A 24,973-nucleotide genomic window follows, 5' to 3' on the forward strand; every position below is an offset into this window, starting at 1 on the left:
AGCTATATGAAATCATTTTTAATGGCCTTGATTGCCATCAGTTTTGTGCTGCCGGCTTGTGCCCAGCAACAGAGAAAAAGCCCGCATGAAACAGTTTCAGAGGGTAATATCAGTGTCACCTATGGCCGCCCCTCCAAGAAAGGACGGGATATTTTTGGCGGACTGGAACCTTATGGAAAAGTTTGGCGTGCAGGTGCGGATGAAGCAACCGAAATTACTTTTAAGGCTGATGGAAGTTTTGGTGGTCAGCCTGTAAAAGCCGGCACTTACACCCTGTTTGTAATCCCAACTCAAACTGAATGGACCATCATCCTGAACAGCCAGTTAAAGCAATGGGGGGCTTATGAATATGAAAAGCACAAATCAAAAGATGTGTTACAGGTAAAAGTTCCTGTAAAAAATCTGGATGCCGTGGTTGAAATGTTTACCATCCGTTTTTCAGGCGGACAAATGATCATGGAGTGGGATAAGACACAGGTAGCTGTGCCGGCATCCTGATCGGAATGATTTTTTTTAGGAAAGGTCGCCCCAGAAGGCGGCCTTTTTTTCTGCAAAAGGCGCCGGATATTTAATTTTTGCTTTGATAACCAATTCTTTGGATTGTTGTGTATGGTCGCGTAAACCAGCCATCCGCCCTTATAACCGTCAGACCACTGGAATACCCGCAGTGGCTTCTTTTAACTTCCGTGCAACGGTTGCCCTTCTAATTTTGTCAGCTTATTAAGAAGGTATGACCAATGAACACCAACTGGTGAAAGACTGCCTGAAAGGGAGAGCATCGGCGCAAAAAGCGTTGTATGAGCATTTTGCTGCGCAGATGTTGGGCGTATGTTACCGTTACACCAAATCCATGGCCGATGCAGAGGATGTATTACAGGAAGGATTCATAAAGGTATTCAACTACCTGGGCCAATTTCGGGGAGATGGCGACCTGGGGGCCTGGATCAGGAGGATCATGGTTACTACAGCAATCAATTTCCTTAAGAAAAACAGCCGGTATCAGTATGATCTTTCCTTCAGCCCGGAACAGCAGGGTTTTATGCATCCTGTTTCGCCCGATAATCCTGAAGTGACCCTGAATGCCAAACAATTGGCAGACCTGGTAAGGCAGTTGCCACCGGGTTACCAGGCAATTTTCAACCTTCATGCCATTGAAGGATACACCCATGTTGAGATCAGTGCCATGCTTGGAATACATGAAGGAACTTCCCGATCCCAGTATGCACGTGCCCGCAGCCTGCTGATGACCTGGTTGCAAAAAGAATCCGAATCAATAAAAATTTCGCAATATGTCCGGTCGTGATTTTGAAAAATCCATCCAGGAAAAGGCTAATCAGTTACGCCTGCAACCTTCCCCGGAAGTCTGGGAAAAGGTAGCGATTCAAATCCGGGAACGTCGCCGGAAGCGGGGACTGGCCTGGTTTTTCCTGTCTGCAGCAATTGTTGCCGGAGCGCTTTCATTCTGGTTGTTTTCGCCACCTGGCCCTGGTCAGGAAAACAGAAAAGGTTATGTATCCTATGCTGATAAACCGGCAGGTAATACAAAACCTGAAATCCCTGCCGGAGAGAAAAATGCACCAGATGCTATGTTGAAATCGGGTATTCAGGCAGGTGAATCGGGGCTGGTGGGAAATCCTGAATCTGCCGCCGTTCCTACTGCATCAGAAGCAACATCCGGTAAAACTAAAAAAAGACAATCATCTCCACAGTTTATACCTCAGATAACTGCAAAAAGCAAGTCCGGAAACGACATCACGCAATTGCCCAAAGGACCTCACGCTGCTGATAAACTTACTGCCGGAGTAAAAACACCTGGTGACTATCACCCCAAAACAACTGGCTATAAACAGGAATTAATTGCAGGGAATGAAACCGGATCTGAAATGTCTGATCCCGCATCAAGGGAAATCTTGCCCGCTATTATTGCTCCCCTTAATGTTTCTGAACCGGATATTGTTATAAATGGTTCTGCTTCAAAAGAAGGGAACAGGAAACTGGCAGACAGCCTGCTGGTTGCCCGGCCTACACCAACTCCACATAAAGATTGGCAAACCAGTATTATGGCTGGTGGTGGTATCAGTTCACTGCGGGAAGGTGTGTTCGAGAGTAGCAGGACGGGGGCAGCAAATGCATTTCAGTCAACGATAGCACTTCCTCCCATGAGTACAGCTGCCGGCATGCAACGATCTCCTTCTGATGTTCAAGCGGGTCCTGCGTTTCATGTTGGTTTTGGCTTACACCGCGAGATGGGTAAGAAAACCAGTCTGGGTTTCGGTATACAATATGCCTATCAGTCTAACAGGATCAGGATTGGCCAGCCGATTGATTCTGCGGCCGCGCTGCTGAACGAGAGACTTCAGTCATTTACGGCGCGAAACGCCTACGCAGGATCAGGTAACCAGGGATCTGTGTATCATAACGCTTACCATTACCTGCAAATCCCGCTGGAGTTTTCCTGGAATCCCGGCGGCAAGAAAAAGCTCTATTGGAACTCCGGTATGACTGTCGGTTATCTCCTGGGAACTGATGCGCTGCAGTATAATGAAACGGTTGGGGTTTATTATAAAGATAAATCCATGGTTAATAAATGGATGGCCGCCGTTCAGACGGGCGTTTATTACCGGTTTCAGGCCCCTGGTAAATGGCAGATTTCAGCAGGGCCTTTTGTTCAATACCACTTAAATACGCCCGATAAATCTGCGAATGGAAAACACCTGCTTTATACAGGGCTTGGAGCCAGGCTGCACCTGAATAATTAATAGATATTGACATGCAACGGTGGTTTGCTGTTTCGGGTCAAATGTTCAAACTACTGTATTATGAAGCTGCATCTTAACCATCGGAAGGCTTTATATGCCTTGTTTTTTTTAGTGTGGCTGACGGGTTGCATTCGGGATAAAGTAACACGTCAGTATACGATTCAGTCACCGGTTTATGCATCCAAAGCATCAGTACTGGCCAATATCAAAGCTTCGACACCAAGAACGATATCAGAAACCGGGAAAATTTACTGGTATGGTAAATGGATATTTTTAAATGAACCGGGCAGGGGTATTCATATCATTGATAATACCAATCCGGCTTCTCCAAACCTGAAAGCATTTATTGAACTGCCCGGTTCACAGGATTTAGCAGTGAAGGGTAATACCTTGTATGCCGATCTGTTCAATGATATGCTGGCCATTGACATCAGTAACCCGATGCAACCCCAGCTAAAGAAGAGATTGGTCAATGTTTTCCCTGACCGACAGTACGTTGCAGGATACTATGTAGATACTTCCATGGTAATTGTTGACTGGATTTCCCGGGATACGATTGTGGATGCCAGTACTGATATCTGGGGCATGCCGGGCTTCGGATGCATAAACTGTTTCACTGCAAATGCGGAAAGCGGCGGTTCAAAATCAAGCACCGGACAGGGCGGATCAATGGCCAGGTTTGCTATCGTAAATGAATATCTCTATACTGTAAGCGAGTGGGAACTTTCAACGATCTCTATATCAACCGAATATGATCCCGTAATCATCAACTCCAAACAAATGGGATGGGGTATTGAAACCATTTATCCCTTCCGCGATAAATTATTCATCGGGTCCTCAACCGGTATGTTTATAACTGATATCAGCAACCAGGCAGACCCTGTATTCATTGGTGGATTTTCGCATGCACGTGCCTGTGATCCTGTGGTGGCTGATGACAAATACGCCTATGTAACCCTTCGGACAGGTAATGCCTGCACTGGTAATCAAAACCAGCTTGACATCGTAGATGTAACCAGCCTGACAGCACCCAGCCTGGTGAAAACCTATCCGATGACAAATCCGCACGGACTCGGCATTAAAGGAGACTATATTTACCTGTGCGACGGGCGTGACGGATTAAAAGTGCTGAATGCAGCCAATAAACTGGACATCACATTAAATCAGAAGATCAACGTTCCGGACGCATTTGATGTAATTGTTAACCAGGACCTGCTGTTACTGGTTGCCGGGGATGGACTCTACCAGTTCCGCATAGCCGCAGATGGGAAACTCAGTCAGCTCAGTACAATTAAAACAAACTGAGTATGATGAAAATGATCAGTTTTATTATCGGGCTGCTCCTGGTGGGTTTCAGTGCTTTTTCGCAGAAAAATGCTGTTTTCAGGTCCTGTAATTATGCCGGAATCGTTGCCGGGGAGTCTTCACCTGCGTTTGAATTTCACACGGTAAACGGCATTGCATTTAAGCAATGGACTGCCGGTGTAGGATTGGGCTGGGACCGGTACAGGATAGAATCCTTCCCATTGTACCTTTCACTCAAAAGGGAATGGGGTGGCCGAAGGCATGCTTTTATGGCGGGGATCGACGGCGGCGGCAATTTTAGTGCATTCAGGCCCGGGGTCTATGGTCGCACCGGTATAGGCTGGAAGGTGAAGCTGCAAAAATTAAGGTCCGCTTTTCTGATGGATGTGGGTTACAGTTATAAGCAGCTAATTGAAAAAAGATGGGTAACAATGCCTTGTCTTGTTCCTCCCTGCATGGAAGCCGGGGAACGCTATAATTACCAGTTTACCAGTCTGTCATTCCGGATGGGATGGATGTTTTAAGGTGATGACGGACCAGTGGTCTGAATGAACCGCAGGTTCCTCAAAATGCCCTGGTATTTGGAACGTTTCAGGGGCGAATAGCGGAAAAGTTTTCTGAATTGTTCCTCGCCCAGCGCTTCCCAGTCACCTGAACTCATATTGAGCAGGCCCGGTATGGGTTTAAATGCTGCTTCACTATGCGGTTTGGAGAAGCGGTTCCAGGGGCATACGTCCTGGCATACATCACAACCAAACAGCCAGTCGCCAAACTTTCCCTGCATATTTCCTGGTATCAGCATTTCCTTCAATTCAATGGTGAAGTAGGAAATACACTGGCTTCCGTTAATCGTTTTATTTTCAAGAATGGCATCGGTCGGACAAGCGTCTATGCATTTCCGGCAGGTTCCGCAATAATCGCCTGCAAAAGCTGTGTCATGTTGCAGGTCAAGGTCAGTAATCAGGGTTGCAATGAAAAAAAAGGATCCGGCTCCTTTATGGATCAGGTTTCCGTTCTTGCCTATCCAGCCCAGGCCGCTTTCCCTTGCCCAGGCCCGTTCGAGTACGGGTGCAGAATCCACAAAACCCCGTCCGTTTACATTTCCTGCAATTTCGCGAACCCGGAATAACAATTCATTCAATTTCGTTCTGATTACCTCATGGTAGTCACTTCCATAGGCATATTTCGAGATCTGTGGTACATCATTTTGCTGACGCGTATCCGGATAATAATTCATCAGCAATGTAATTACAGATTTTGCGCCGGGCACCAGTTTCATCGGATCCACACGAAGGTCAAAATGGTTGGCCATATAAGACATGCTGCCATGGTAGTTTTTATTCAACCAGTTTTCAAGACGCACAGCATCTTCATCCAGCCTTTTTGCTTTTGCAATGCCACAGTGAAAAAATCCCAATTCTGCAGCCAGACTTTTTATTCTTTCGGATAAGTTTTGAATCTCAGTCAAAATTTATATTTTTCGAAATTTTAAACACACATTCCATGAAAATTAACCGCCTTTTCCTGTGTACTTTTCTGTTTTTTTCCCTTGCTTCCATAGCACAAGATAAGCTGCCTTTTAAATTCGGAAAATTAAGTCCCGCCGATTTTACCCAGGGTGTGCCTGCTTTTGATACCGGGGCTCATGCACTTGTTCTCGGGGATGTGGGTGTTTCACGCATTGTTCCCAATTTCAATGGTGGCTTTGGGTATGAATTCGAGCGCAGGATTCGTGTTAAGATTCTTGATAAAAACGGTGTGGATGCGGGAAAATTTTTGATACCGGTTTATTTTTCAAAAACCAATGATTCCAAGGAGGAAGTGAAGAGCATAAAGGGCACCACCTACAACCTTGATGCAGGTAAGATAACCGAGACAAAACTCGAAAACAACCAGGTTTTTACTGAAAAGCAGTCGCGTAACTATCATATAAAGAAATTTTCCATGCCCGCGCTCAAAGAGGGCTCCATATTTGAACTCAGCTATAGAATTGAATCAGATTTCCTGTTCGAATTCCGCCCCTGGGTGTTCCAGGGTGATTATCCCTGCCTTTGGAGTGAGTATGAGATTGAAGTGCCGGAATACTATGATTATGTTTACCTGAGCCAGGGATTTCTTCCCTATCATATCTCAACCAAGAAAGAAGTGCCACGTGCCTACAAAATCAGGGGTGGGGACGCCGGAACCATGGGGCTAAAACAAAATGACTTTACCCTCAACGGCAGTGCCATGCAAAAGCGGTGGGTCATAAAAAACATACCATCCCTAAAGGAAGAGAGCTTCACCACAAGTCTCGAAAATTACCGCAGCAAAATTGAATTCCAACTGTCTTCGATCCGGTATCCTAATTCTAATCCAATACCCATCCTGGAGGACTGGCCAAAAGTGACAGAAAATCTGATGAGCCACCAAAACTTTGGGGATCAGTTGAAAAAAGCAGAAGGATATGTAGAGGAATTGCTGGTGCCGGTACTGGCAGGAATAACAGACCCTGTTGAAAAAGCCAGGCGTATCTATGCCTACGTAAGGGACAATTATACCTGCACCAGCAGGGGAAGCATGTATACCTCCACCGGTTTGAAAAACCTTATTAAAACGAAGAGTGGTAATGTTGCCGACCTTAACCTGCTGCTGATAGCAATGTTAAAAAGCCAGAATATTGAAGCTTATCCTGTAATCCTGAGTACCAGGTCACAGGGTCAGACCCACCAGATATACCCGTTAATGGACCGTTTCAACTATGTTATTTGTGCTGCATTAATAGCTGAATCTGAATTTTTGCTGGATGCCAGTTCTCCAGATCTTGGTTTTGACAAACTAGATATTCGTTGCTATAACGGTCATGCGCGGGTGCTGATGAAAGATCCCGTTCCTATATACCTGTTAGCAGATTCTTTATTGGAAAGGAAAGTGACAATGGCTACTGTGATTGTTGATAAGGATAGCTTAAAGGGCGGCATCCAGACCAATTTTGGTTATTATGAATCCCAAAGCCGGCGTGAATATATCCGGGAAAAGAGTGAAAATGCTTATTTCGAACAAATCAAAACAAGTTATGGAACCGATTACAGCATAACCCGTACCCATATTGACTCCTTAAAAAAACTGGACCTACCTATTAAGGTATATTATGATCTGGCAATTGGTCGGGAGGGTGAAGATATCATATACCTCGATCCTGTACTCGTGCCATTCTCCCGGGAAAACCCGTTCAAATCAACCAGCCGGATGTACCCGGTGGAAATGCCATACCGTATTGATGAAACCTACCTGCTCAATTTTGAAATCCCCGAAGGATATAAAGTAGATGAACTTCCAAAATCAGTAAAAGTGTCGTTGAATGAAAGTGATGGCAGTTTTGAGTATATCATAAATGCTGATGCAAGCCGAATTAAACTGCGTACAAGAGTGTCTTTGGCAAAAGCCAGTTTTAATCCGGAAGATTATGATTCACTCAGGGAATTTTTTGGATTTGTAATAAAAAAACAGGCAGAACAGATCGTACTCAAGAAAATAGCCAACCCATGATTAGCCGGAATTATATTTTTTCTGCCTTATTACTTATGATGGCACTGCGGAGTTATGCCGCAGATTACCCGGTTTCTTCCATTCCCAAACCCTTGGTGAAATATGCCAATGCAGTTATCAGGCTGAGGGAACATGAAGTTGAAATACATTCCATTAATAAGGTTACCATCAGGGAGCATTATGTGATAACCATTCTGAATGAGGCAGGAGACAATCACGCCTACTGGACTGAGCATTATTCCAAATTGAACAGTGTGGATAGAATCGAAGGCACTTTGTATGATGCAGCGGGGAATAAAATAAGGACACTGAAAAAGTCCGAAATCAAGGATGAACCAGTCAGTTCACAAATGACCATGGTGGATGATAACCGTGTTAAATACCATAATTTCTTTCATCGGGAATATCCGTATACGGTCGAATACCAATCCACCAGGACTGAATCACAGACCATGTTTCTTCCCAACTGGTCACCAGTGCCTTCACGGGGAGTATCCGTTGAAAAAAGCAGTTTTACCCTGATTTCAGATATAGATTATCAGTACAGGGTTAAAACATACAACTATCCTTCTAAATCAATTCAGTCAACACTAAGGAATAAGAGGTTAGAAAAATGGGAAGTGATGCAGGTGCCTGCCGCACCTGCAGAATATGCATCACCACCTATCCATGAAATTGCACCTTATGTAAGTTTCGCCCCTACAAGTTTCAGGATCGACGATTTCAGGGGCGATATGAGCAGTTGGAAAGAGCTGGGGAAATTTCAGTACCATTTGAATAAAGGAATGGATGTTCTTCCCGAATCAGATAAACAAAAAGTTGCAGAGATAGTCCGTGGACTGAATTTTGATGAAGAGAAGGTGACTGCCATCTATAGGTATATGCAGGAAAAAACACATTATGTCGGCATTCAGCTTGGCATTGGTGGATGGCGTCCATTTCCGGCAGAAATGGTCTCGTCCAAAGGCTATGGAGATTGTAAGGCGCTATCCAATTATATGGTTGCGCTGCTGAAGGAGGCCGGAATCAAAGCCTATTATACATTGATCAGGGGTGGTGAATATGAAAGGGATATTCCAGCCGATTTTCCCGCACAGGTTTTTAATCATGTTGTTTGTGCCGTTCCCCTGAAGAATGATACCATCTGGCTGGAATGTACCAGCCAGACAGTTCCATCCGGTTATATGGGAAAGTTTACCGGGAACAGAAACGCGTTACTGATTACTGAAGATGGGGGGAAGTTGGTGAGAACACCCCGTTACAGACAATCCGATAATCTCTTCCATTCAAATATAATGGCACGATTGGATGCATCCGGAAATCTCGAAATGGATGTGATGAATAATTACCAGGCAGAATGCAGCGATGATCTTCATGGAAGGATTCATGCACAATCCAGGGAGGAACAACAAAAATACCTGGATAAAAACCTTGACCTGCCACATTATGAAATCAAGGATTTTAGTTATAAAGAGTTGCAAAATAAGCTTCCGGTTATCGAAGAAAGGATTAGCCTAACCGCAGCTAACTATGCCCAGATCTCCGGTAAAAGATTATTTATTATTCCCAACCTGCTCAATAAATGGAATAGTAAACTTGCTATTGATACAGCCAGGTTCTATGACATTGACCTGCAGGAAACCAGAATAGAATCTGATACGGTGACAATTGAAGTGCCGGCGGGGTACCGGGCTGAATCCTTTCCCAAACCACTTGATCTTCAGACAGATTTTGGAAGGTACCAGTCGGCAGCCGAATTAAATGGTAACATTATACGCTATACAAGGCGACTTAAACTAAACCAGGGAAGGTTTCCGGCAAAATCATTTAATGACCTGGTGCGTTTCTATGACCAGATGTACAAGGCAGACAGGGCCAGGTTGGTATTGGTAAAATCTGAATAATGTTATTGTGGGATATGCTGTTCAATCAATTCCCGGATCTCTTCAAAAATCATCCGTTTCTGGTCGGGTGATTCCCCCTTTGTGAAAACGATGGCAGCATATCCCTTTCCCTTATGGATCCAGGGCCAGGTACCACTAATACCCGGACAATTCACAAGTATCCCATTTCCCTGTTCATCTTTTTCCTGCAGCCAGCAGCCAAGTCCGTATGCATTTCCCTGTGATAACGGAGAAGCATATACGATTTGAGCATTCGCGGTTTGCATTTTCAATATCTCATTGACAGAATTTTCACTCAATACCTGTTTGCCATTGTACATTCCCTTATTAAGCAGCATCGAGAGAAATTTTATGTAGTCGTCTGCAGAAGACTTGCCGCCGGCAGATGGGCTCTCTGAATAGATGCCGTCACTCATGAAATTTGTCCGCCTCAAGCCAAGTGCTTTTCCCAGGCGATCGCGCATCAGCCGGTCAAAAGGCTTTTTAGCAATCACTTCAAGCACCCTGCCTGCTATATTTGGTCCGATATTGCCATAATAGAACTGGGTGCCCTGTTTGCCCTTCATATTGCGGTCCTTCGCAAAACTGTTCACTTCATCTTCCAGTGTGTCAAATTTCTTCTTCTTGAGGGCAGTACGAAAAACCGGAGGGTCAGTTTCTATGGTGGTAGTGTGGGATAAGCATTGACGTAAGGTGATATATCCCTTGCTGTAACTTTGGTAAATCGGGAGGTAATCGCCCAGTTTATCATCCAAAGAAAGCTTTCCCTCCTCCACGAAAGTCATCACCAGCGCTGCCGTTAACCATTGACTGGCCGCACCAATAGGCTCCTGCATGGTGGCTTTCAATTCGCCGAACTCCTTCCTGTAAACATCCTTGCCGTCTTTTTGTACAATTACCACAAAATCATTCCCCAGGTCTTTGGCATATTTCTGTAGTCCTTCCGTAAGTGCTGGAATATCTGGACCCTTGCCAGGTTTTACCTGTGCGCTCAACGGAACAATAAAAGACAGACCGGCAGCCAGAAAGGCTGTTTGCAACAGATTTCGCATGGGAGATGTTTAAATAAAATTAAATCATGGAACTGTTCCGATAACGTTAAAAAGCACCCGAAATGTTGCAGCCTGTAATTTTTTCCGAAATAAGGGTCTGGAACTGCAGATGAGTCAGTTTTTTTTAATTTCTACTGACATAGTTGCCGAAAAACAAGCTTGGATTGGGGTTTGCGGATTGTAATGGAACCTTAGAAATGAACAAAATATGAACCTGAACAATTTTACCGTAAAGGCTGCCGAAATCATACAGCAGTCCCAGCAGATTGCTTTCAATGGCCAGAATGCCAATATTGAAACGGAACACATATTAAAAGCATTGCTCGACCAGCAGGAATCACCCGTAAAATTTTTATTGAAAAAAAATTCAGTAAACCTGCAGCAACTTGACACCCAGTTGGAACAACTCTTAAGTAAGCTGCCACAGGTGCAGGGAGGAGAGCCAGCCCAGTCTATCAGCCGCGATGCCAATAATGTTGTTCTGCGCGCCGGCGCTGTGCTGAAATCATTCGGGGATGAATTCGTAACCCCGGAACATCTTTTACTGGCTATCCAGCAGGGTAATGATGCTGCAGCAAAATTACTGAAAGACGCCGGTCTCACAGAAAAAGGACTGATTGCGGCCATCAAGGAACTTCGGAAAGGAGAAACCATCACCTCCCAAACCCAGGAAACCCAGTTCAATACACTGAACAAGTACGCCAAGAACCTGAACGAACTGGCACGTAATGGTAAACTCGATCCGGTGATCGGTCGTGATGAGGAGATTCGCCGGACGCTGCATATCCTGTCACGCAGGAGTAAGAACAACCCCATCCTGGTAGGTGAACCAGGGGTTGGTAAAACAGCCATTGCAGAGGGACTTGCCATGCGAATCGTAAATGGTGATGTGCCTGAAAACCTGAAAAGCAAAATCATTTTTGCGCTGGACATGGGCCAGTTGATTGCAGGTGCCAAATACAAAGGTGAGTTCGAAGAAAGGTTGAAAGGAGTGGTAAACGAAGTGGCCAAAAGCGAAGGGGAGATTATTCTCTTCATCGATGAGATCCATACCCTGATCGGTGCCGGTGGCGGTGAAGGAGCCATGGATGCCGCCAATATCCTGAAACCGGCCCTGGCAAGGGGCGAACTGCGTGCCATTGGCGCCACCACCCTGAATGAATACCAGAAATATTTCGAAAAAGACAAGGCACTGGAACGCCGCTTCCAGAAAGTGATGATCGATGAACCTTCCGTGGAAGATGCGATCTCAATCCTGCGTGGCATCAAAGACCGCTATGAAACCCACCACCATGTAAGAATCAAGGATGAAGCCATTATCGCTGCCGTGGAATTGTCACACCGCTATATCACCGATCGTTTCCTTCCCGACAAAGCCATTGACCTGATAGATGAAAGTGCCGCCAAGCTGCGCCTGGAAATGAATTCCATGCCGGAAGAACTGGATAAACTGGAACGCCAGATCAGGCAGCTTGAAATCGAAAGGGAAGCCATCAAACGCGAGAATGATGAAGATAAACTGAGGGCGCTGAATATTGAGATCAGTAACCTGAGTGTGGAACGCGATACCCTGAAAGCCAGGTGGCAGCAGGAGAAAGACCTGGTGGAAAAAGTGCAGACAGCCAAAGCAACCATAGAAGAACTGAAGCTGGAAGCTGAAAGGGCCGAACGCAATGGCGAATATGGCAGGGTAGCTGAAATCCGGTATGGAAAGGTACAGGAGCAGGAAAAGATCATTGCAGACATGACCGCCGAACTGGAAGCCTACGGCGCCCAGAGCAGCCGTCTCATGAAAGAGGAAGTGGATGCCGAGGATATTGCGGAATCTGTGGCCAAGGCAACCGGTATTCCGGTGGCTAAAATGCTGCAGAGCGAAAAAGAAAAACTCCTCCACCTGGAGGATCATCTGCATGAAAGAGTGGTCGGACAGGAAGAAGCCATCACGGCGGTAGCCGATGCCATTCGCAGGAGCAGGGCTGGATTGAGCGATCCCCGCAAGCCCATCGGGTCATTTATTTTCCTGGGTACCACCGGGGTCGGTAAAACAGAACTTGCCAAGGCATTGGCCGGATACCTCTTCGATGACGAACACCTCATGACCCGTATCGACATGAGTGAATACCAGGAGAAGCATACGGTTTCAAGACTGGTGGGAGCACCTCCGGGTTATGTCGGTTATGATGAAGGCGGCCAACTGACCGAGTCTGTCAGGCGTAAACCTTATAGTGTGGTGCTGCTGGATGAAATTGAAAAAGCCCACCCCGATGTATGGAATGTGATGCTGCAGGTGCTGGACGATGGCCGGCTTACAGATAACAAGGGCCGGGTGGTTGACTTTAAAAACACCATCATCATCATGACCAGCAATATCGGCAGTCATATCATCCAGGGCAATTTTGAGGACGTTACCGAAGCGAATAAGGATGAAATCGTGGATAAAACAAAAAGGGAAGTGATGGATTTGCTCAGGCAGACTATCCGTCCTGAGTTTTTAAACCGGGTGGATGAGATCATCATGTTCCAGCCCCTGATGCGCAATGATATCCGCAATATTATAAAGATCCAACTGAGCCAGTTGAAACAACTGGTTGGTAAGAACGGGATCGTGCTGGAATTCAGTGATTATGCTGTTGACTTCCTCGCAGAACATGGATTTGACCCCGTATTTGGAGCAAGGCCATTGAAGCGACTGATCCAGAAGGAAATTGTTAACCAACTCAGTAAGCGGCTGCTCATGGGTGATATCGATAAAAACAGGCCGGTGCTGGTGGATGTGTTTGATGGAGTGGTTGTATTCAGGAATGAATAAGTAAATTCGGGTATGTGTTACTACAACAGGCTAATCGTGCCGGTCAGTCATGCTTTCGAACTGGGTGATTGGCAGATCGTTTTACCCGATGGTATGACCAGTGCACATCCCATGCAAAGCGGATTCGAATATGGCGACTGGCCGATTATCATCTGGTCAGATCGCCACTCCCGTCCGGAACCCCTGATGGCCCACTGGGAGTTCATTGCGCCCTGGAGCAGGACGATGAAAGAAGTAGAGGCCGGCCGACAGAAATATACTACCCTGAATGCCATTGGAGAGAACCTGTTGGATTCGCGATTATACAAGGATGCAGCCCTGCATCGCAGGTGCCTGGTACCATCCAGTGGTTTTTATGAATGGAGGCATTGGAAGCCGGCCGGTGCCAAAAAAGAACTCGCCATTCCTTACCTGGTATATCTCCCCGGAAGACCGGTGTTTTATATGGCGGGTATCTGGCAAAACTGGACCGACCAGGAAACCGGTGAATACCTGACCGGCTTTGCCCTGGTTACCACTGCCGCCAACGCCCTGATGGCACAGGTTCATAACAAAAAGAAAAGAATGCCCCTGGTGCTGCCCGACAAACTGGCAATGGAATGGATCCAGCCTGGCCTTTCAAAGGAAAGGCTGACCGAACTGGTTCACTACCAATATGATCCGGCAGCAATGACGGCTATCACCATAAAAAAGGACTTCCGGACGGCACCTGACCCTGTTGAGCCCTTTCGCTATGAGGGTCTCCCGGAATTAAAGCTGGTTTCCGATGGTTAGATTCGAAGCTATTATTCAGCGCTATGGCAGCAGGGGGACAAAACCGGGTGGACCTATATATATATGTTTCGCCCGAACTGGCAGCAAAAATTAAACCGGGCAATAAAAAGTCCTTCCGGGTAAAGGGCAGGCTTGATGAAATTGAAATTAACTCCATTGCATTGATACCTATTGGTGGTGGTGATTTTATCCCGCCCTGCTGGAGTGCCTGCAGGATGATCCGGCTGCACTGGAGTTCTTCAACAGCCTGCAGCCATCCCACCAGCGTTATTTTAGTAAATGGATCGAAGTGGCTAAAACAGAATCTACCCGGGACATAAGGATTGCCCGGACTGTTAATGCCATGGTAAAAAAATGGAGCTACAGTGAAATGATCCGGGCTGGTGCAACCTCCGCCAGACCCTGACAATCTTTGTTATACAACCAAATGGCCAAACCTGCTGCAATAAATTAAAGGAGCCATTATGTCGAATCCGAACAAGATCGAAATCATTGAACCACGTACCGTATGGATGGGGGATGCCCATGCTGAAATCAGCATGGTAATGTATGGGGATTATGAAAGTGAAGCCTGTGCCAAAGCGCAGGAAGTAATTGACCATCTGTTGAAACAATTTGATGGAAGCATCCGCTTCCAGTTCCGCCATTTCCCGCTTACCAAAATTCACCAGAATGCCCACAAGGCGGCAGAAGCTGCGGTGGCTGCCGTGCAGGAAGGCTGTTTCTGGGAAATGCATCGGTTGCTCTTTGCCCACCGCAAGCGCCTCGGATCCATCAGCCTGAAGGAATATGCCAGGGAGGCAGGTTTGAAGGATAAAAATTTTATTCCCAAACTGGTGGATTCAGTATATGGCTGGACTGTAAGGGCTGACCTGCTGGAAGGGGTTGAAAAAGGGGTGCGTGATGTGCCGGCGGTTTTCATCAACAGCCAGTTATACAATGGCCGGATCACAGTGCCATCATTGTCTAAAGCTCTCCAGGAATTGGTGCCGTTAAAGAAGAAACGTGCCTGATGTAAGAGTGGTTTTTGGGGAATAGAATAATCTGTTATCTTGGTCAGATGAAAAAAACACTCATCCTATCAACTATTCTTTTAAGTACTGCCGGCGCCGCATTCAGCCAGGTCAGAGTTTCCGGCACCCCTGTTTTAAGGGCCACCAATCGTGATGGTGTCGGAATCATCGGTAAAAATGAAGATGTCGAAGGGTCTCAATACCTGAGTGAAACCTGGGTATTAGGTACCGTTATATTTAAAAACGGTGGGAAAGCTGAAGGGGTTGTCCTGAATTTTGACTTATATGGCAACAAACCGCAGTTTAAACAGGACAACCAGGTACTGGACTTCGGCGATCCGGTAAAGGAGGTCGTTTTTACTGGTCAGGTGACTGGTCAGCAGAAACGCTTTCAATTCCGCAATGGTTACCCCGAAGTGGATAATCTTTCCGAAAAGTTTTATTACCAGGTGGTGGCGGATGGTCCGTCCATACAGGTATTGAAATACCTCGAAAAAGTAGTGGGAGAGGAAATGGTCAGCATCGGCACGGTGAAAAAATCTTTCAAAAGCCAGGAGGGGATATACCTCTTTAATCCACTCAATAACAAGATCATTAAGTTGCCGAAAAACAAAAAAGAACTCCAGGAGCAGGCTCCGGTTTTTTCAGATAAACTCTCTGCCTATATGGGTGCCAATAAGGGATTCAATCCCAGGAAGGAAGGAGACCTGGTTGAAATGGCCAATCAGCTGAATAAATAATCCGCGGTAAAAAAACAGTGCAATTCAGTAACTTTGCGCTCTTATTTTACCGAATATGCTGTTATTCAAGGAATTTACGTTTGATTCCGCCCATTTTCTGCCAAATGTTCCGGTGGGACATAAATGCAAGGAAATGCATGGGCATACTTATCGACTCAAAGTTTGGCTGGAGGGTCCGCTGGATCCGGTATTGGGTTGGGTGATGGATTTTGCCGAACTCAAGCAGGTTGTTAAACCTGTGGTGGAAAGGCTCGACCATAAATGCCTGAATAATATTGAAGGACTTACCAATCCAACCTGCGAGAGGATCGCAGTGTATATCTGGGATAATATCAAGCCCTTCCTGCCACTTCTGGTAAAAGTAGAACTGCATGAAACACCCAGTTCGGGGGTAATTTACAGCGGGGATTAATAGAAACTTAACCACCGGTTCTACTCAGAAATTGCGTAATTTTCATGACTAAGAATTAACCTAATCATTAAAATTTATGCTATGAGTACAAATGGAGAAAACCTGAAGAATCCATCCGGGGATAAGATTGCGGATTTGAAGGATGCTGCTTCCAGGGCTGCGGAAAATGCGGGTGAAAAGATTGAGGAAACCTGGGATAAAGTGGAGGACAAGGCAGAGGAACTGTGGAAACAATTCCAGGCTAAAACAGGTTTCAGCGATGAAAAGATCCATGACCTGAAGATCAAGGCCGGCGGAAAGATTGAAGAACTTAAGGCCGAAATCGATACCTGGGACGATGAGGCCAGGGAAAAATGGGAGGAACTGAAGGGCAAGGCCAGTGGCTGGTGGGCGAAAATTAAAGATAAATTTGACGGGGACGATAACCCGCCTGCACAGGCATAATGACACAAATAATTTAAAGGGTGGCCGACATTATTTTTTTGATGTCAGCCACCCTTTACAACTTTTTTTAAATAAGTTCGTTTTTTGGAGTGATAGTTGCGTTGATTTGGATTCTGTTCCAATCCTGTGATTAAATGAAATTTATGAAATCTAATAGTCTATTGACAAGCCTTCTGGCATTTCCGCTGGTATTCTCAGCCATTGCCTGTGATACTGTTTATTCCAAGGCAAATGCCTCCGAAAGCAAATTGGCACTGGCCGATAGTTCGGGAAAGACAGGTGAGGTAAATGCCCGGCCGGCAGCGCCTGCTGCTGCACCACTTGCAGATTCCGTTGGTTTTGATGAGAAATTAAGTCATATCACCAATGGCGATACAACCGGTTTGTGGCCTGTAAAAACGGATTACCCGGTTGCCGGTGCCATCCTGCCGTTTAAAAGAATCATTGCCTATTATGGTAATCTCTATAGTACCCGGATGGGAATCCTCGGGGAACTGCCTCCAACCCAAATGCTGGATAAACTGAAAGAGGAGGTTAAACGTTGGGAAGCTGCTGATCCGAACCTGCCCGTTCAGCCGGCCCTCCATTATATTGCTGTGACCGCACAGGGGAGTCCGGGTAAGGGAGGGAAATACCGTCTTCGCATGCCTTTCCACCAGATTGATTCCGTGCTGAATATGGCTAAGCAGGTTGATGCTATTGTGTTTCTTGATATACAGGTAGGACTCAGTACCCTCCAGGAAGAAATACCCCAGCTGGAAAAATACCTGGCCATGCCGAATGTTCATTTGGGAATTGACCCCGAGTTTTCCATGAAAGGCGGGCAGGCTCCCGGCAAAGTGATTGGTACTTTTGATGCCGCTGATATCAACTATGCTTCTGAATACCTGGCGGACCTTGTAAAGAAGAACAACCTGCCAGCCAAGGTTTTGGTGGTGCATCGTTTTACCCGTCCAATGGTAACCAATTATAAGCAAATCAAAACCCGCCCGGAAGTCCAGATTGTAATGCATATGGACGGTTGGGGTGCTCCTGCAAGAAAAATGAATACGTATAGACAATTCATTTACAAGGAACCCATTGAATTTACCGGATTTAAAATATTCTATAAAAACGATCTGAAGGAAACTCCATCGCGGTTGCTGACACCAGAGGAACTGGTTAAAGTGAAACCCATGCCCGTTTACATTCAATACCAGTAAGCAGCATGTTGACAGAGAAACAGTCGGGCTTTATGAGACTTGCCATTGAGCAATCGAGAATTGGCATGGAGCAGGGCCATGGCGGACCTTTTGGTTGTGTGATTGTGAAAGACGGGGAGGTTTTGGTGGCCACCCACAATAAGGTGCTCTCCAAAAACGATCCGACCGCGCATGCAGAAATCGTAGCCATCCGCGAAGCCTGCCAGATTCTGGATGATTTCCAATTAACCGGCTGTGAAATCTATGCCTCCTGTGAACCCTGTCCAATGTGTATGGGAGCCATTTACTGGGCGCGGCCTGACCGCGTGTTTTTTGCTGCCAATCGTTCCGATGCTGCGGATGCCGGTTTCGATGATTCCTTTATTTATGAGGAGCTTGAACTTGAATACCCCGACCGGAAAATCCCGTTTGTACATTGCCTTACACCAGCAGCCGGTGAAGTTTTCCAGGAATGGAAAATGAAGGAGGATAAGACTAGGTACTGATCAGTTCTTCGCAAGAAGTTTAATAACAATATAGGCAAGAACCATAAAAGCCAGTATGATCATGATGGTGATATAGGGGAGTGGACTGTCCTTTAAACGTCTTTTCTCCCTGCGCTGTCTTTTTTGCTGCAGGAATGATTTCAGATCCTTATTCAGCTGGGCTACAAATTCTTTTAGTTGTTCCTTGTTGCCAAATTCCTGTAAACCTTCCAGGGCATCAGATGCGAATTCGTTTTCCTGCAGCCATTCTTCCACAGCATGCTGGTCGGCATCTGATAACCTGCCGCTGATATAATCCATTAGCAGCTGGTTGTCTATATCCTTGTTGCTATGGGCCAGTATATGTAACAGGTCCTTATTCATTTGTCAATTTCATTTTGTTGCAACCTTCGTTGAATGATCAGTTTCAGGTTGCGTTTTCCATTCTGGATAAAGCTTTTCACCTGTTGCAGGTTAAAGCCGGTCAATTCAGCAACCTGGTGGTAGCTTTTCTTTTCCAGGTAGAATAAAGTTACACATTGCTGCTGCTCCTTATTCAGGCTTTGCAGTCCTTCGTGCATCCAGTCAAGCAGCCGGTCCTTTTCCCGGATATCCTGCAGGCGGTCGGAATCTTCCCGCAGGATAAGCCTTTCCGTTAGTTCCATTGGTTGCCGGTTCCGGTCGCGGAACTGCATGAGGCAATGGTTTTTTGCAATCATGTATAGCCAGGACTTAAAATACTCAACCGGGTATTTTTCCAGTTCGGTTATGGCTTTCAGGAATATCTGCTGAACGGCATCCCGCGCAGCTTCTTCATTCTTCAGGTATTTCATGCAAACACCCAGTAAGAGTAATGTATATCGTTGAAGAAGAATGCCAAGCCATTCTTTATTCCTGTCGAGGTAAAACCTGTTGAGTAATTCCTGTTCGCTGATATGGTTGTGCCTGTCGGGATTCACCATGTCAATTTATCATTTTTTTGTAAGATGCCGATCAAGCTTATTTCCATAATTTGTAATTGAAATGGAAACAGAAAACATTTATATACCAATTGTGGCAGTATGCGCGGTAAGGGAAGCCGCTGATCACCGGAGTGAAATGACGAGCCAGTTGCTGTTGGGCGAACAGGTACAGGTATTGGATGAAGTCAGGGGCGAATGGCTGCAGATAAGGTCATTGCATGATGGATATGAGGGCTGGTGCCAGAAGATACAACTGGCTCCGCTGGCGTCACCTGTTCCCGAAATTAAAGGATATTTCAACGGAAGTTTTGGCATTTCTAACGTAAACGGACAGCCGATGAATATTTTCATGGGCACCCCGGTGTATGATGGAGAGATTCATGCCGGGGCTTTCAGTTTGTGTTTTGATGGATTAACGCACCAGGTGCGGCCGGTGGCAAATCCGGCGGAATTGATTATTCCGGTTGCCATGCAATACCTGAACACTTCCTATTTGTGGGGAGGCAGAACAGTTGCCGGGATTGATTGCAGCGGGTTTGCCCAGATGGTTTACCGCCAGTTGGGCATTCACCTGTTAAGGGATGCTTACCTGCAGGCAGGTGAAGGGCATTCTGTTGGATTTTTGCAGGAAGCCCGCTGCGGCGACCTGGCATTTTTTGATGAACCCGATGGAAGGATCACCCATGTTGGGATCCTGCTGAACGATCAGGAGATCATTCACTCTTCCGGGAAAGTCCGCATTGACGATATCGATCACCAGGGGATTATCAGCCGCGACCAGAAGAAAAGAACCCATCACCTTCGGGTGATCAGGCGTTATTTTTAACTGAAGAGCTGTTTTGCCCAGCGAATGATCTGGGTGTCCCAGTGTAACAGTTTAAACGCAGTGTAAAACAGGATCACTGCGAAGATCTTTTTCATTGTATCCGTATCAATCCTGACCGCTATTTTACCACCGAAGAATCCGCCCAGTATAAAGCCGGCAGCCAGCAGGCCGATGACTTTGATGTCGATCGGCGTGCCGGCTGTCTGGCAATACCTGTAATACTGATAAAAGCCCAGAACCACTACCGGCAGGGTGAGTACTCCCAGTGATGTTCCCTGTGCCTGGTGCTGGGAATAGTGCAGGAAGTAGATCAGTGCCGGCACCAGGATGATTCCTCCGCCGATGCCTACAAGGCCACTCAGGATACCTGCCGCAACTCCCAGGATAACAATGGTGATGATTTCTGTGGCCGCCATTTATTTCTGGAATGTTTCCTTGTAAAAATCAACTCCGTTCTGGATGATCTTCAGTGCAGTAGCCTTATCCTGGAATTCTTCCACCACAACAGTTTTGTTCTCCAGTTTTTTGTATTCTTCAAAGAAGTGCCTGAGCTCGTCAAAGAAATGCTTGGGCAGCTCTTCAATATTGTTATAGTAATTAACGCTTGGGTCATTGGCTGCAACTGCTATGATCTTATCGTCTGCGTCACCGCTGTCGATCATGCGCATTACACCGATCACTTTCGCTTCCATGAGGCACATTGCCTGCACCGGCTGGGAAGTGATTACCAGGATGTCAAGCGGATCCTTGTCATCACCATAAGTTTTCGGAATAAAGCCATAGTTGCAGGGATAATAGAAAGAAGAATAAATGATCCGGTCAAGCTTCAGCAATCCGCTTTCCTTATCGATCTCATATTTTGCCCGGGAACCCTGGGGGATTTCAATAACGGCAGTTACGATGCGTGGAGCATGTTCGCCGGTTGGAACGCCATGCCATGGGTGTGATACAGTTAACATATATAAGGATTGTAGTTTAGTGAATGTCTGTCAGGTCAACCAGCCAGCTGCCATTACGTCGAACGATCCTGACCGTAGTGGTATCCCTGTTTTTATAAGTGTTGGAGTATGTGTAATTAACCGTTGAGTCATTCAGGTTTTCAATATTAAGTGGAAGAATATTGGCGTTCTGATATTTGTTCCTTTCTTCAGCAGAAAGTTTGTTGTAGAAATCTGTTTTCCATTTGTCAAAGATCATCTGGTTCACAGAGTCCCGGAGCATATAGAATTCAGCTTTTTTCATATTTCCATCCAGGGATGCCCGGATGAATTCCCTTCCGGCATCCTGTGCATCTTCTGCGGGCTTGAACCCGCTCTCATTGCTGCAGGCAAGGAGGGTAAAGATGGCACTCAGGCTGGTAAGGACAGGCAGGTTTAGTTTCATGGATGCAAACTTAAACAAAAAGGCGTCAGGGAATACCCGGCGCCTGTACCTTTCTGGTCAATAAATTCTCAGGGTATCTGCTGTTCCCTTTCCTTTTCGCGGTCATAAGCCCGGATAATGGCTTTTACCAGGCGGTGCCTTACCACATCCTCCTCATCGAGGGCGATATGGGAAATGCCATCCACATTCTTCAGGATCCTGACGGCTTTTTCCAGCCCGCTCTTTTGATTTTTTGGGAGGTCAACCTGGGTCAGGTCACCCGTAATGATGGCTTTGGCGTTGGCGCCAATCCGCGTGAGGAACATTTTGAGCTGCAGGTCAGTGGCATTCTGGGCTTCATCAAGAATGATAAAGGCATTGTCCAGTGTGCGTCCGCGCATGTAGGCGAGGGGGGCAATTTCAATGGTCCTGTTGCTCATGTAATACCCGAGTTTGTCGGCCGGGATCATGTCATCCAGTGCGTCATATAATGGGCGTAAGTAAGGGTCGATTTTTTCCTTGAGATCACCAGGCAGGAAACCAAGGCTTTCGCCTGCTTCAACAGCCGGCCGGGTAAGGATGATCTTTTTAACGATCTTGTTTTTTAAAGCCCGCACTGCCAGCGCCACTGCGGTATAGGTTTTTCCGGTACCTGCGGGTCCAATGGCGAAAAGGATATCATTTTTGTCGGCGCCCACCACCATTCTTTTTTGATTGGCAGTCCTCGCTCTTACTGTTTTTCCATTCGGACCGAAAACCAGGATGTCGTTCGGGTTACGCTCCACAAAATTATCTACTGTTTCTGCATCATCGCCACCCAGTATCTGTTCAAAATAATTTTCACTCATATGGCCATTCCGCTCCAGGTATTGAACAATCAGGTCTATTTTCTCTTTGGCCGTATCGACCTGTTCAGGAGCGCCGCTTAATTTGATCTGGGTTCCTCTGGAAAGAATTTTCAGGAGGGGGAATTTTTTCTTTAGGATATCTAATTTTCCGTTGTTTACACCAAAAAATTCAATGGGATTAACGGTTTCAAGGTTGATGATTTTTTCTGTCAATGCGCTGCAATTTAATGTTCACAATAATATCAACTGGACAGGCGATCATCGCATCGCCGGCTTCTTATAGGCTCTTATCAAATATAATCCTGCACCTATATACGTTGCAAAGTTACTTATGCACAAGTTGTGGATATTGTTAATGTTTCCCGCCTACAATTTGCCTTTGCAATTGGGTGCGCCACACCTGCAGGCAAGCTTTCCGTCATGGTGTGTTTCTCCATAATCACAGGTGAGTTCTTCGCCCTTGCTGATATTTCTAAGAGAATAAAATTCCACTTTTCCATAACAGCACCGCATAAAAGTATTCGGTTGGCAGGAATGGTTTACAAAACGTAATTCATTGGAACGGATGCCTGCATCCAGTGCGCGGCCATCTCCGAACTCAACCATTGCCACCCGTTTTTGCTGTTTAACCCTTCTGCGTGCTTCCCGTACACTGATGATTTCACCACCCAGGTTTCCAATCTTTTTACGGGCTCCGATGAATTCATGCGTGAAGCATCCCTTGCCATCGATCTGGCTGCGTTTAACTGAGAGTTTGTAATTCATGCCGGAGTAAGGGGTAATGGGTGGTGATATGAACTTATTGGATTTCGACCCAGGTATGGTCGGCCAACAACTGTACAGCGGCAATTAGTTGTTTAAAGGGTCCGTTGCCGCCCCATTCTTTCGGACTTACCATTGATAAAATATGTGAATCATCCTGCTTCTCGTAGAGATAGTACCGGTGACCAATAACAGGTTGGAAATTGAGTTTTGCATTGTAGATGATCATGGATAGTTCCTTTCGTTTTCTGATCTCCTGCGCCTGCCTTGCCAGCAATTCAATCTGCTGCCTGATCTGGTCAAGGTGCATATTGGTTTGTTCCTCCATCGCCTGCAATGCCTTGTGTTTGATCACACCTTCTTCCGTTGGTTTAACCGCTACACTGCCCACAGAAGATGCATAGGGTAATACGCTGAGTTGTTTGTGATAAATATCAATATTGCGGAAGGGAATGCCTTCTGCATCAATTCCTTCCTGGCTGATTTTCAGGTAACCATTTCCGAGTATCTCCTTCTTCACCTTAAGGATAACATCGTCCTCCTTCAGGAAACTTATTTCCATAGTTGAGGCATTGATGATTTCACCCTTTATGCTGTCGGCAAATATTTTGTCTGCAAATGGATGTAGTTGCCCGTCCGGCCTGATTTCATATTGCGAAAAGAATGCTTCATTGTCGAGCGTAACCCAGTTGATCTGGACAGACAGTTCCTGCTGCTGTTTGATGCTTTCGATCCGGTAATTGCCCGACCTGGGCGGCATCCCTTTTTCATAGTTACATTTCTCCGGAAAAAGCTGCCAGGAAGCGAGGAAGTTATATGCTTGCACCATAGGGATGAAAAGAGGGACCTTAAACAGTTAATTGTTTATCAAATAAGTCTGAAGACAGGTACCTGTCCCCACGATCACAGATAATACAAACAATAATACCGCTGTTTAGTTCGCGGGACAATTCCACCGCTGCATGTACGGCACCTCCACTGCTCATCCCACTAAAAATGGCTTCTTCCCTTGCCAGCCGGTTGGCCATTATCCGGGCGTCTTTTTCTGCAACATCCATGATGCGATCAACTCTTTGCCTTTCAAATATTTTGGGAAGATAGGCCTCCGGCCATTTGCGGATCCCCGGAATTTTCGAACCGTCAGTAGGCTGACAGCCTACAATCTGGATGTTGCTGTTCTGCTCTTTTAAAAACCTGGATACGCCCATTATGGTGCCTGTTGTTCCCATAGCGGAAACAAAATGGGTTACCTGGCCATTGGTGTCGCGCCATATTTCCGGACCAGTAGTGCGGTAATGCATTTGGTAGTTATCAGGGTTGGCGAATTGGTTCAGCATCAGGTACCCGCCTTTTGCAACTTGCTCGTTCGCATAATCAATGGCCCCTTCCATTGATTTCTCTTTAGGGGTGAGGATCACTTTTGCACCGAAAGCCTCCATGCCCAGGACCCTCTCGCGGGTAGCATCTTCAGGCATTACCAGTTCAATTTCAACCCCAAACAAACTGGCTATCATGGCCAGGGCAATTCCTGTGTTTCCACTGGTTGCTTCAATCAGTCTGATACCAGGTTTTAGTTCACCCCGGTCCATTGCGCCCCTGATCATGCCATAGGCGGCGCGGTCCTTCACACTGCCGCCAGGATTGTTTCCTTCCAGTTTGGCATAGATGGTCACATTCGGATTGACGATTACATGCTTTAACTCAACAAGCGGAGTGTTTCCTACCAGATCAAGTATTCCGGCCATATGATAATTTGCAGTTTAGTCTGCTGCCGGAAAGTTATTACAGTTCCGCTAAAAAAGGAAGC

The 24,973-nt window shown here is 46.2% G+C and carries 29 protein-coding genes; 18 read left to right on the plus strand and 11 right to left on the minus strand.

The annotated features are described in order from the left end of the window. Positions 1–6 precede the first annotated feature (6 nt). From BC349_RS19140 to BC349_RS19160, 5 genes are all read left to right on the plus strand, one after another. Positions 7–498: a DUF2911 domain-containing protein gene (locus BC349_RS19140; RefSeq protein WP_187258407.1), complete on the plus strand. Its 492-nt coding sequence runs from the start codon at positions 7–9 to the stop codon at positions 496–498. Between the two features lie 232 nt (positions 499–730). Then, on the plus strand, positions 731–1,303 hold the full coding sequence (locus BC349_RS19145; RefSeq protein WP_187258408.1) for an RNA polymerase sigma factor: 573 nt from the start codon (positions 731–733) through the stop codon (positions 1,301–1,303). Next, the gene (locus BC349_RS19150) at positions 1,290–2,759 is read left to right on the plus strand and encodes an outer membrane beta-barrel protein (RefSeq protein WP_187258409.1); all 1,470 of its coding nucleotides are present in this window, start codon (positions 1,290–1,292) and stop codon (positions 2,757–2,759) included. Before BC349_RS19145 ends, BC349_RS19150 begins: the two co-directional genes overlap by 14 nt. A 60-nt stretch (positions 2,760–2,819) precedes the next feature. Then, a complete protein-coding gene (locus tag BC349_RS19155) occupies positions 2,820–4,064 on the plus strand; it encodes an LVIVD repeat-containing protein (RefSeq protein WP_187258410.1) in 1,245 nt (414 codons plus the stop codon). A gap of 2 nt (positions 4,065–4,066) precedes the next feature. Further along, positions 4,067–4,588 (plus strand): hypothetical protein, encoded by a 522-nt coding sequence (locus BC349_RS19160; RefSeq protein ID WP_187258411.1) that lies wholly within the window; start codon positions 4,067–4,069, stop codon positions 4,586–4,588. Here the strand turns inward: BC349_RS19160 and queG are convergent. Further along, positions 4,585–5,532: a tRNA epoxyqueuosine(34) reductase QueG gene (queG, locus tag BC349_RS19165; RefSeq protein ID WP_222840234.1), complete on the minus strand. Its 948-nt coding sequence runs from the start codon at positions 5,530–5,532 to the stop codon at positions 4,585–4,587. The two genes, BC349_RS19160 and queG, sit on opposite strands and share 4 nt — an antisense overlap. 35 nt (positions 5,533–5,567) lie before the next feature. Here queG and BC349_RS19170 point away from each other — a divergent pair, with 35 nt between their 5' ends. Both BC349_RS19170 and BC349_RS19175 read left to right on the plus strand, forming a co-directional pair. Next, positions 5,568–7,592, plus strand: coding sequence for a transglutaminase domain-containing protein (locus BC349_RS19170; protein ID WP_187258412.1), 2,025 nt, complete (start codon positions 5,568–5,570; stop codon positions 7,590–7,592). Beyond that, complete coding sequence (locus BC349_RS19175; RefSeq protein WP_187258413.1) at positions 7,589–9,496, plus strand: DUF3857 domain-containing transglutaminase family protein; 1,908 nt, start codon at positions 7,589–7,591, stop codon at positions 9,494–9,496. The genes BC349_RS19170 and BC349_RS19175 overlap by 4 nt, the downstream gene beginning before the upstream one ends. A gap of 2 nt (positions 9,497–9,498) precedes the next feature. On the opposite strand, the gene BC349_RS19180 is transcribed toward BC349_RS19175, so the two are convergent. Continuing rightward, on the minus strand, positions 9,499–10,548 hold the full coding sequence (locus BC349_RS19180; protein ID WP_187258414.1) for a serine hydrolase domain-containing protein: 1,050 nt from the start codon (positions 10,546–10,548) through the stop codon (positions 9,499–9,501). A gap of 208 nt (positions 10,549–10,756) precedes the next feature. On the opposite strand from BC349_RS19180, the gene clpB reads away from it, so the two are divergent. The 10 genes from clpB (at position 10,757) to BC349_RS19225 (ending at position 18,427) form a co-directional block, all read left to right on the plus strand. After that, entirely contained in the window at positions 10,757–13,357 is a 2,601-nt protein-coding gene (clpB, locus tag BC349_RS19185; protein WP_187258415.1) for an ATP-dependent chaperone ClpB, read from the plus strand. A gap of 12 nt (positions 13,358–13,369) precedes the next feature. Then, entirely contained in the window at positions 13,370–14,131 is a 762-nt protein-coding gene (locus BC349_RS19190; protein WP_187258416.1) for an SOS response-associated peptidase, read from the plus strand. 23 nt (positions 14,132–14,154) lie between these two features. After that, positions 14,155–14,451 (plus strand): DUF1905 domain-containing protein, encoded by a 297-nt coding sequence (locus BC349_RS19195; RefSeq protein WP_246457071.1) that lies wholly within the window; start codon positions 14,155–14,157, stop codon positions 14,449–14,451. Beyond that, positions 14,379–14,537: a YdeI/OmpD-associated family protein gene (locus BC349_RS20080; protein ID WP_246457076.1), complete on the plus strand. Its 159-nt coding sequence runs from the start codon at positions 14,379–14,381 to the stop codon at positions 14,535–14,537. Before BC349_RS19195 ends, BC349_RS20080 begins: the two co-directional genes overlap by 73 nt. A gap of 58 nt (positions 14,538–14,595) precedes the next feature. Next, positions 14,596–15,144 (plus strand): DsbA family protein, encoded by a 549-nt coding sequence (locus tag BC349_RS19200; protein WP_187258417.1) that lies wholly within the window; start codon positions 14,596–14,598, stop codon positions 15,142–15,144. Between the two features lie 47 nt (positions 15,145–15,191). After that, the gene (locus BC349_RS19205) at positions 15,192–15,884 is read left to right on the plus strand and encodes a hypothetical protein (RefSeq protein ID WP_187258418.1); all 693 of its coding nucleotides are present in this window, start codon (positions 15,192–15,194) and stop codon (positions 15,882–15,884) included. A gap of 55 nt (positions 15,885–15,939) precedes the next feature. Next, entirely contained in the window at positions 15,940–16,296 is a 357-nt protein-coding gene (gene queD, locus BC349_RS19210; protein ID WP_187258419.1) for a 6-carboxytetrahydropterin synthase QueD, read from the plus strand. A gap of 81 nt (positions 16,297–16,377) precedes the next feature. After that, the gene (locus BC349_RS19215) at positions 16,378–16,740 is read left to right on the plus strand and encodes a hypothetical protein (protein WP_187258420.1); all 363 of its coding nucleotides are present in this window, start codon (positions 16,378–16,380) and stop codon (positions 16,738–16,740) included. A gap of 143 nt (positions 16,741–16,883) precedes the next feature. After that, positions 16,884–17,942, plus strand: coding sequence for a hypothetical protein (locus tag BC349_RS19220; RefSeq protein WP_187258421.1), 1,059 nt, complete (start codon positions 16,884–16,886; stop codon positions 17,940–17,942). 5 nt (positions 17,943–17,947) lie between these two features. Next, complete coding sequence (locus BC349_RS19225; protein WP_187258422.1) at positions 17,948–18,427, plus strand: nucleoside deaminase; 480 nt, start codon at positions 17,948–17,950, stop codon at positions 18,425–18,427. Here BC349_RS19225 and BC349_RS19230 read toward each other — a convergent pair whose 3' ends face one another. Further along, positions 18,428–18,790: an anti-sigma factor gene (locus BC349_RS19230; RefSeq protein ID WP_187258423.1), complete on the minus strand. Its 363-nt coding sequence runs from the start codon at positions 18,788–18,790 to the stop codon at positions 18,428–18,430. After that, entirely contained in the window at positions 18,787–19,368 is a 582-nt protein-coding gene (locus BC349_RS19235) for an RNA polymerase sigma factor (protein WP_187258424.1), read from the minus strand. The genes BC349_RS19230 and BC349_RS19235 overlap by 4 nt, the downstream gene beginning before the upstream one ends. Positions 19,369–19,429: 61 nt before the next feature. Between BC349_RS19235 and BC349_RS19240 the strand changes: the two genes are divergently transcribed. Then, positions 19,430–20,194 (plus strand): C40 family peptidase, encoded by a 765-nt coding sequence (locus BC349_RS19240; protein WP_187258425.1) that lies wholly within the window; start codon positions 19,430–19,432, stop codon positions 20,192–20,194. On the opposite strand, the gene BC349_RS19245 is transcribed toward BC349_RS19240, so the two are convergent. The 7 genes from BC349_RS19245 to cysM form a co-directional block, all read right to left on the minus strand. Beyond that, the gene (locus tag BC349_RS19245) at positions 20,191–20,610 is read right to left on the minus strand and encodes a TSUP family transporter (RefSeq protein ID WP_187258426.1); all 420 of its coding nucleotides are present in this window, start codon (positions 20,608–20,610) and stop codon (positions 20,191–20,193) included. The two genes, BC349_RS19240 and BC349_RS19245, sit on opposite strands and share 4 nt — an antisense overlap. Beyond that, on the minus strand, positions 20,611–21,153 hold the full coding sequence (locus tag BC349_RS19250) for an inorganic diphosphatase (protein ID WP_187258427.1): 543 nt from the start codon (positions 21,151–21,153) through the stop codon (positions 20,611–20,613). A 16-nt stretch (positions 21,154–21,169) separates the two neighbouring features. After that, a complete protein-coding gene (locus BC349_RS19255; protein ID WP_187258428.1) occupies positions 21,170–21,577 on the minus strand; it encodes a hypothetical protein in 408 nt (135 codons plus the stop codon). Positions 21,578–21,645: 68 nt separating this feature from the next. After that, complete coding sequence (locus BC349_RS19260; RefSeq protein WP_187258429.1) at positions 21,646–22,617, minus strand: PhoH family protein; 972 nt, start codon at positions 22,615–22,617, stop codon at positions 21,646–21,648. Positions 22,618–22,770: 153 nt separating this feature from the next. Continuing rightward, the gene (locus tag BC349_RS19265) at positions 22,771–23,169 is read right to left on the minus strand and encodes an SET domain-containing protein (RefSeq protein ID WP_187258430.1); all 399 of its coding nucleotides are present in this window, start codon (positions 23,167–23,169) and stop codon (positions 22,771–22,773) included. A gap of 34 nt (positions 23,170–23,203) precedes the next feature. Then, positions 23,204–23,995, minus strand: a complete 792-nt coding sequence (locus BC349_RS19270; protein ID WP_187258431.1) for a DUF2452 domain-containing protein — start codon at positions 23,993–23,995, stop codon at positions 23,204–23,206. Between the two features lie 19 nt (positions 23,996–24,014). Continuing rightward, the gene (gene cysM / locus BC349_RS19275; protein ID WP_187258432.1) at positions 24,015–24,911 is read right to left on the minus strand and encodes a cysteine synthase CysM; all 897 of its coding nucleotides are present in this window, start codon (positions 24,909–24,911) and stop codon (positions 24,015–24,017) included. Positions 24,912–24,973: the final 62 nt, after the last annotated feature.

It is taken from the genome of Flavihumibacter stibioxidans (assembly GCF_014332695.1).
GTDB lineage: Bacteria > Bacteroidota > Bacteroidia > Chitinophagales > Chitinophagaceae > Flavihumibacter > Flavihumibacter stibioxidans.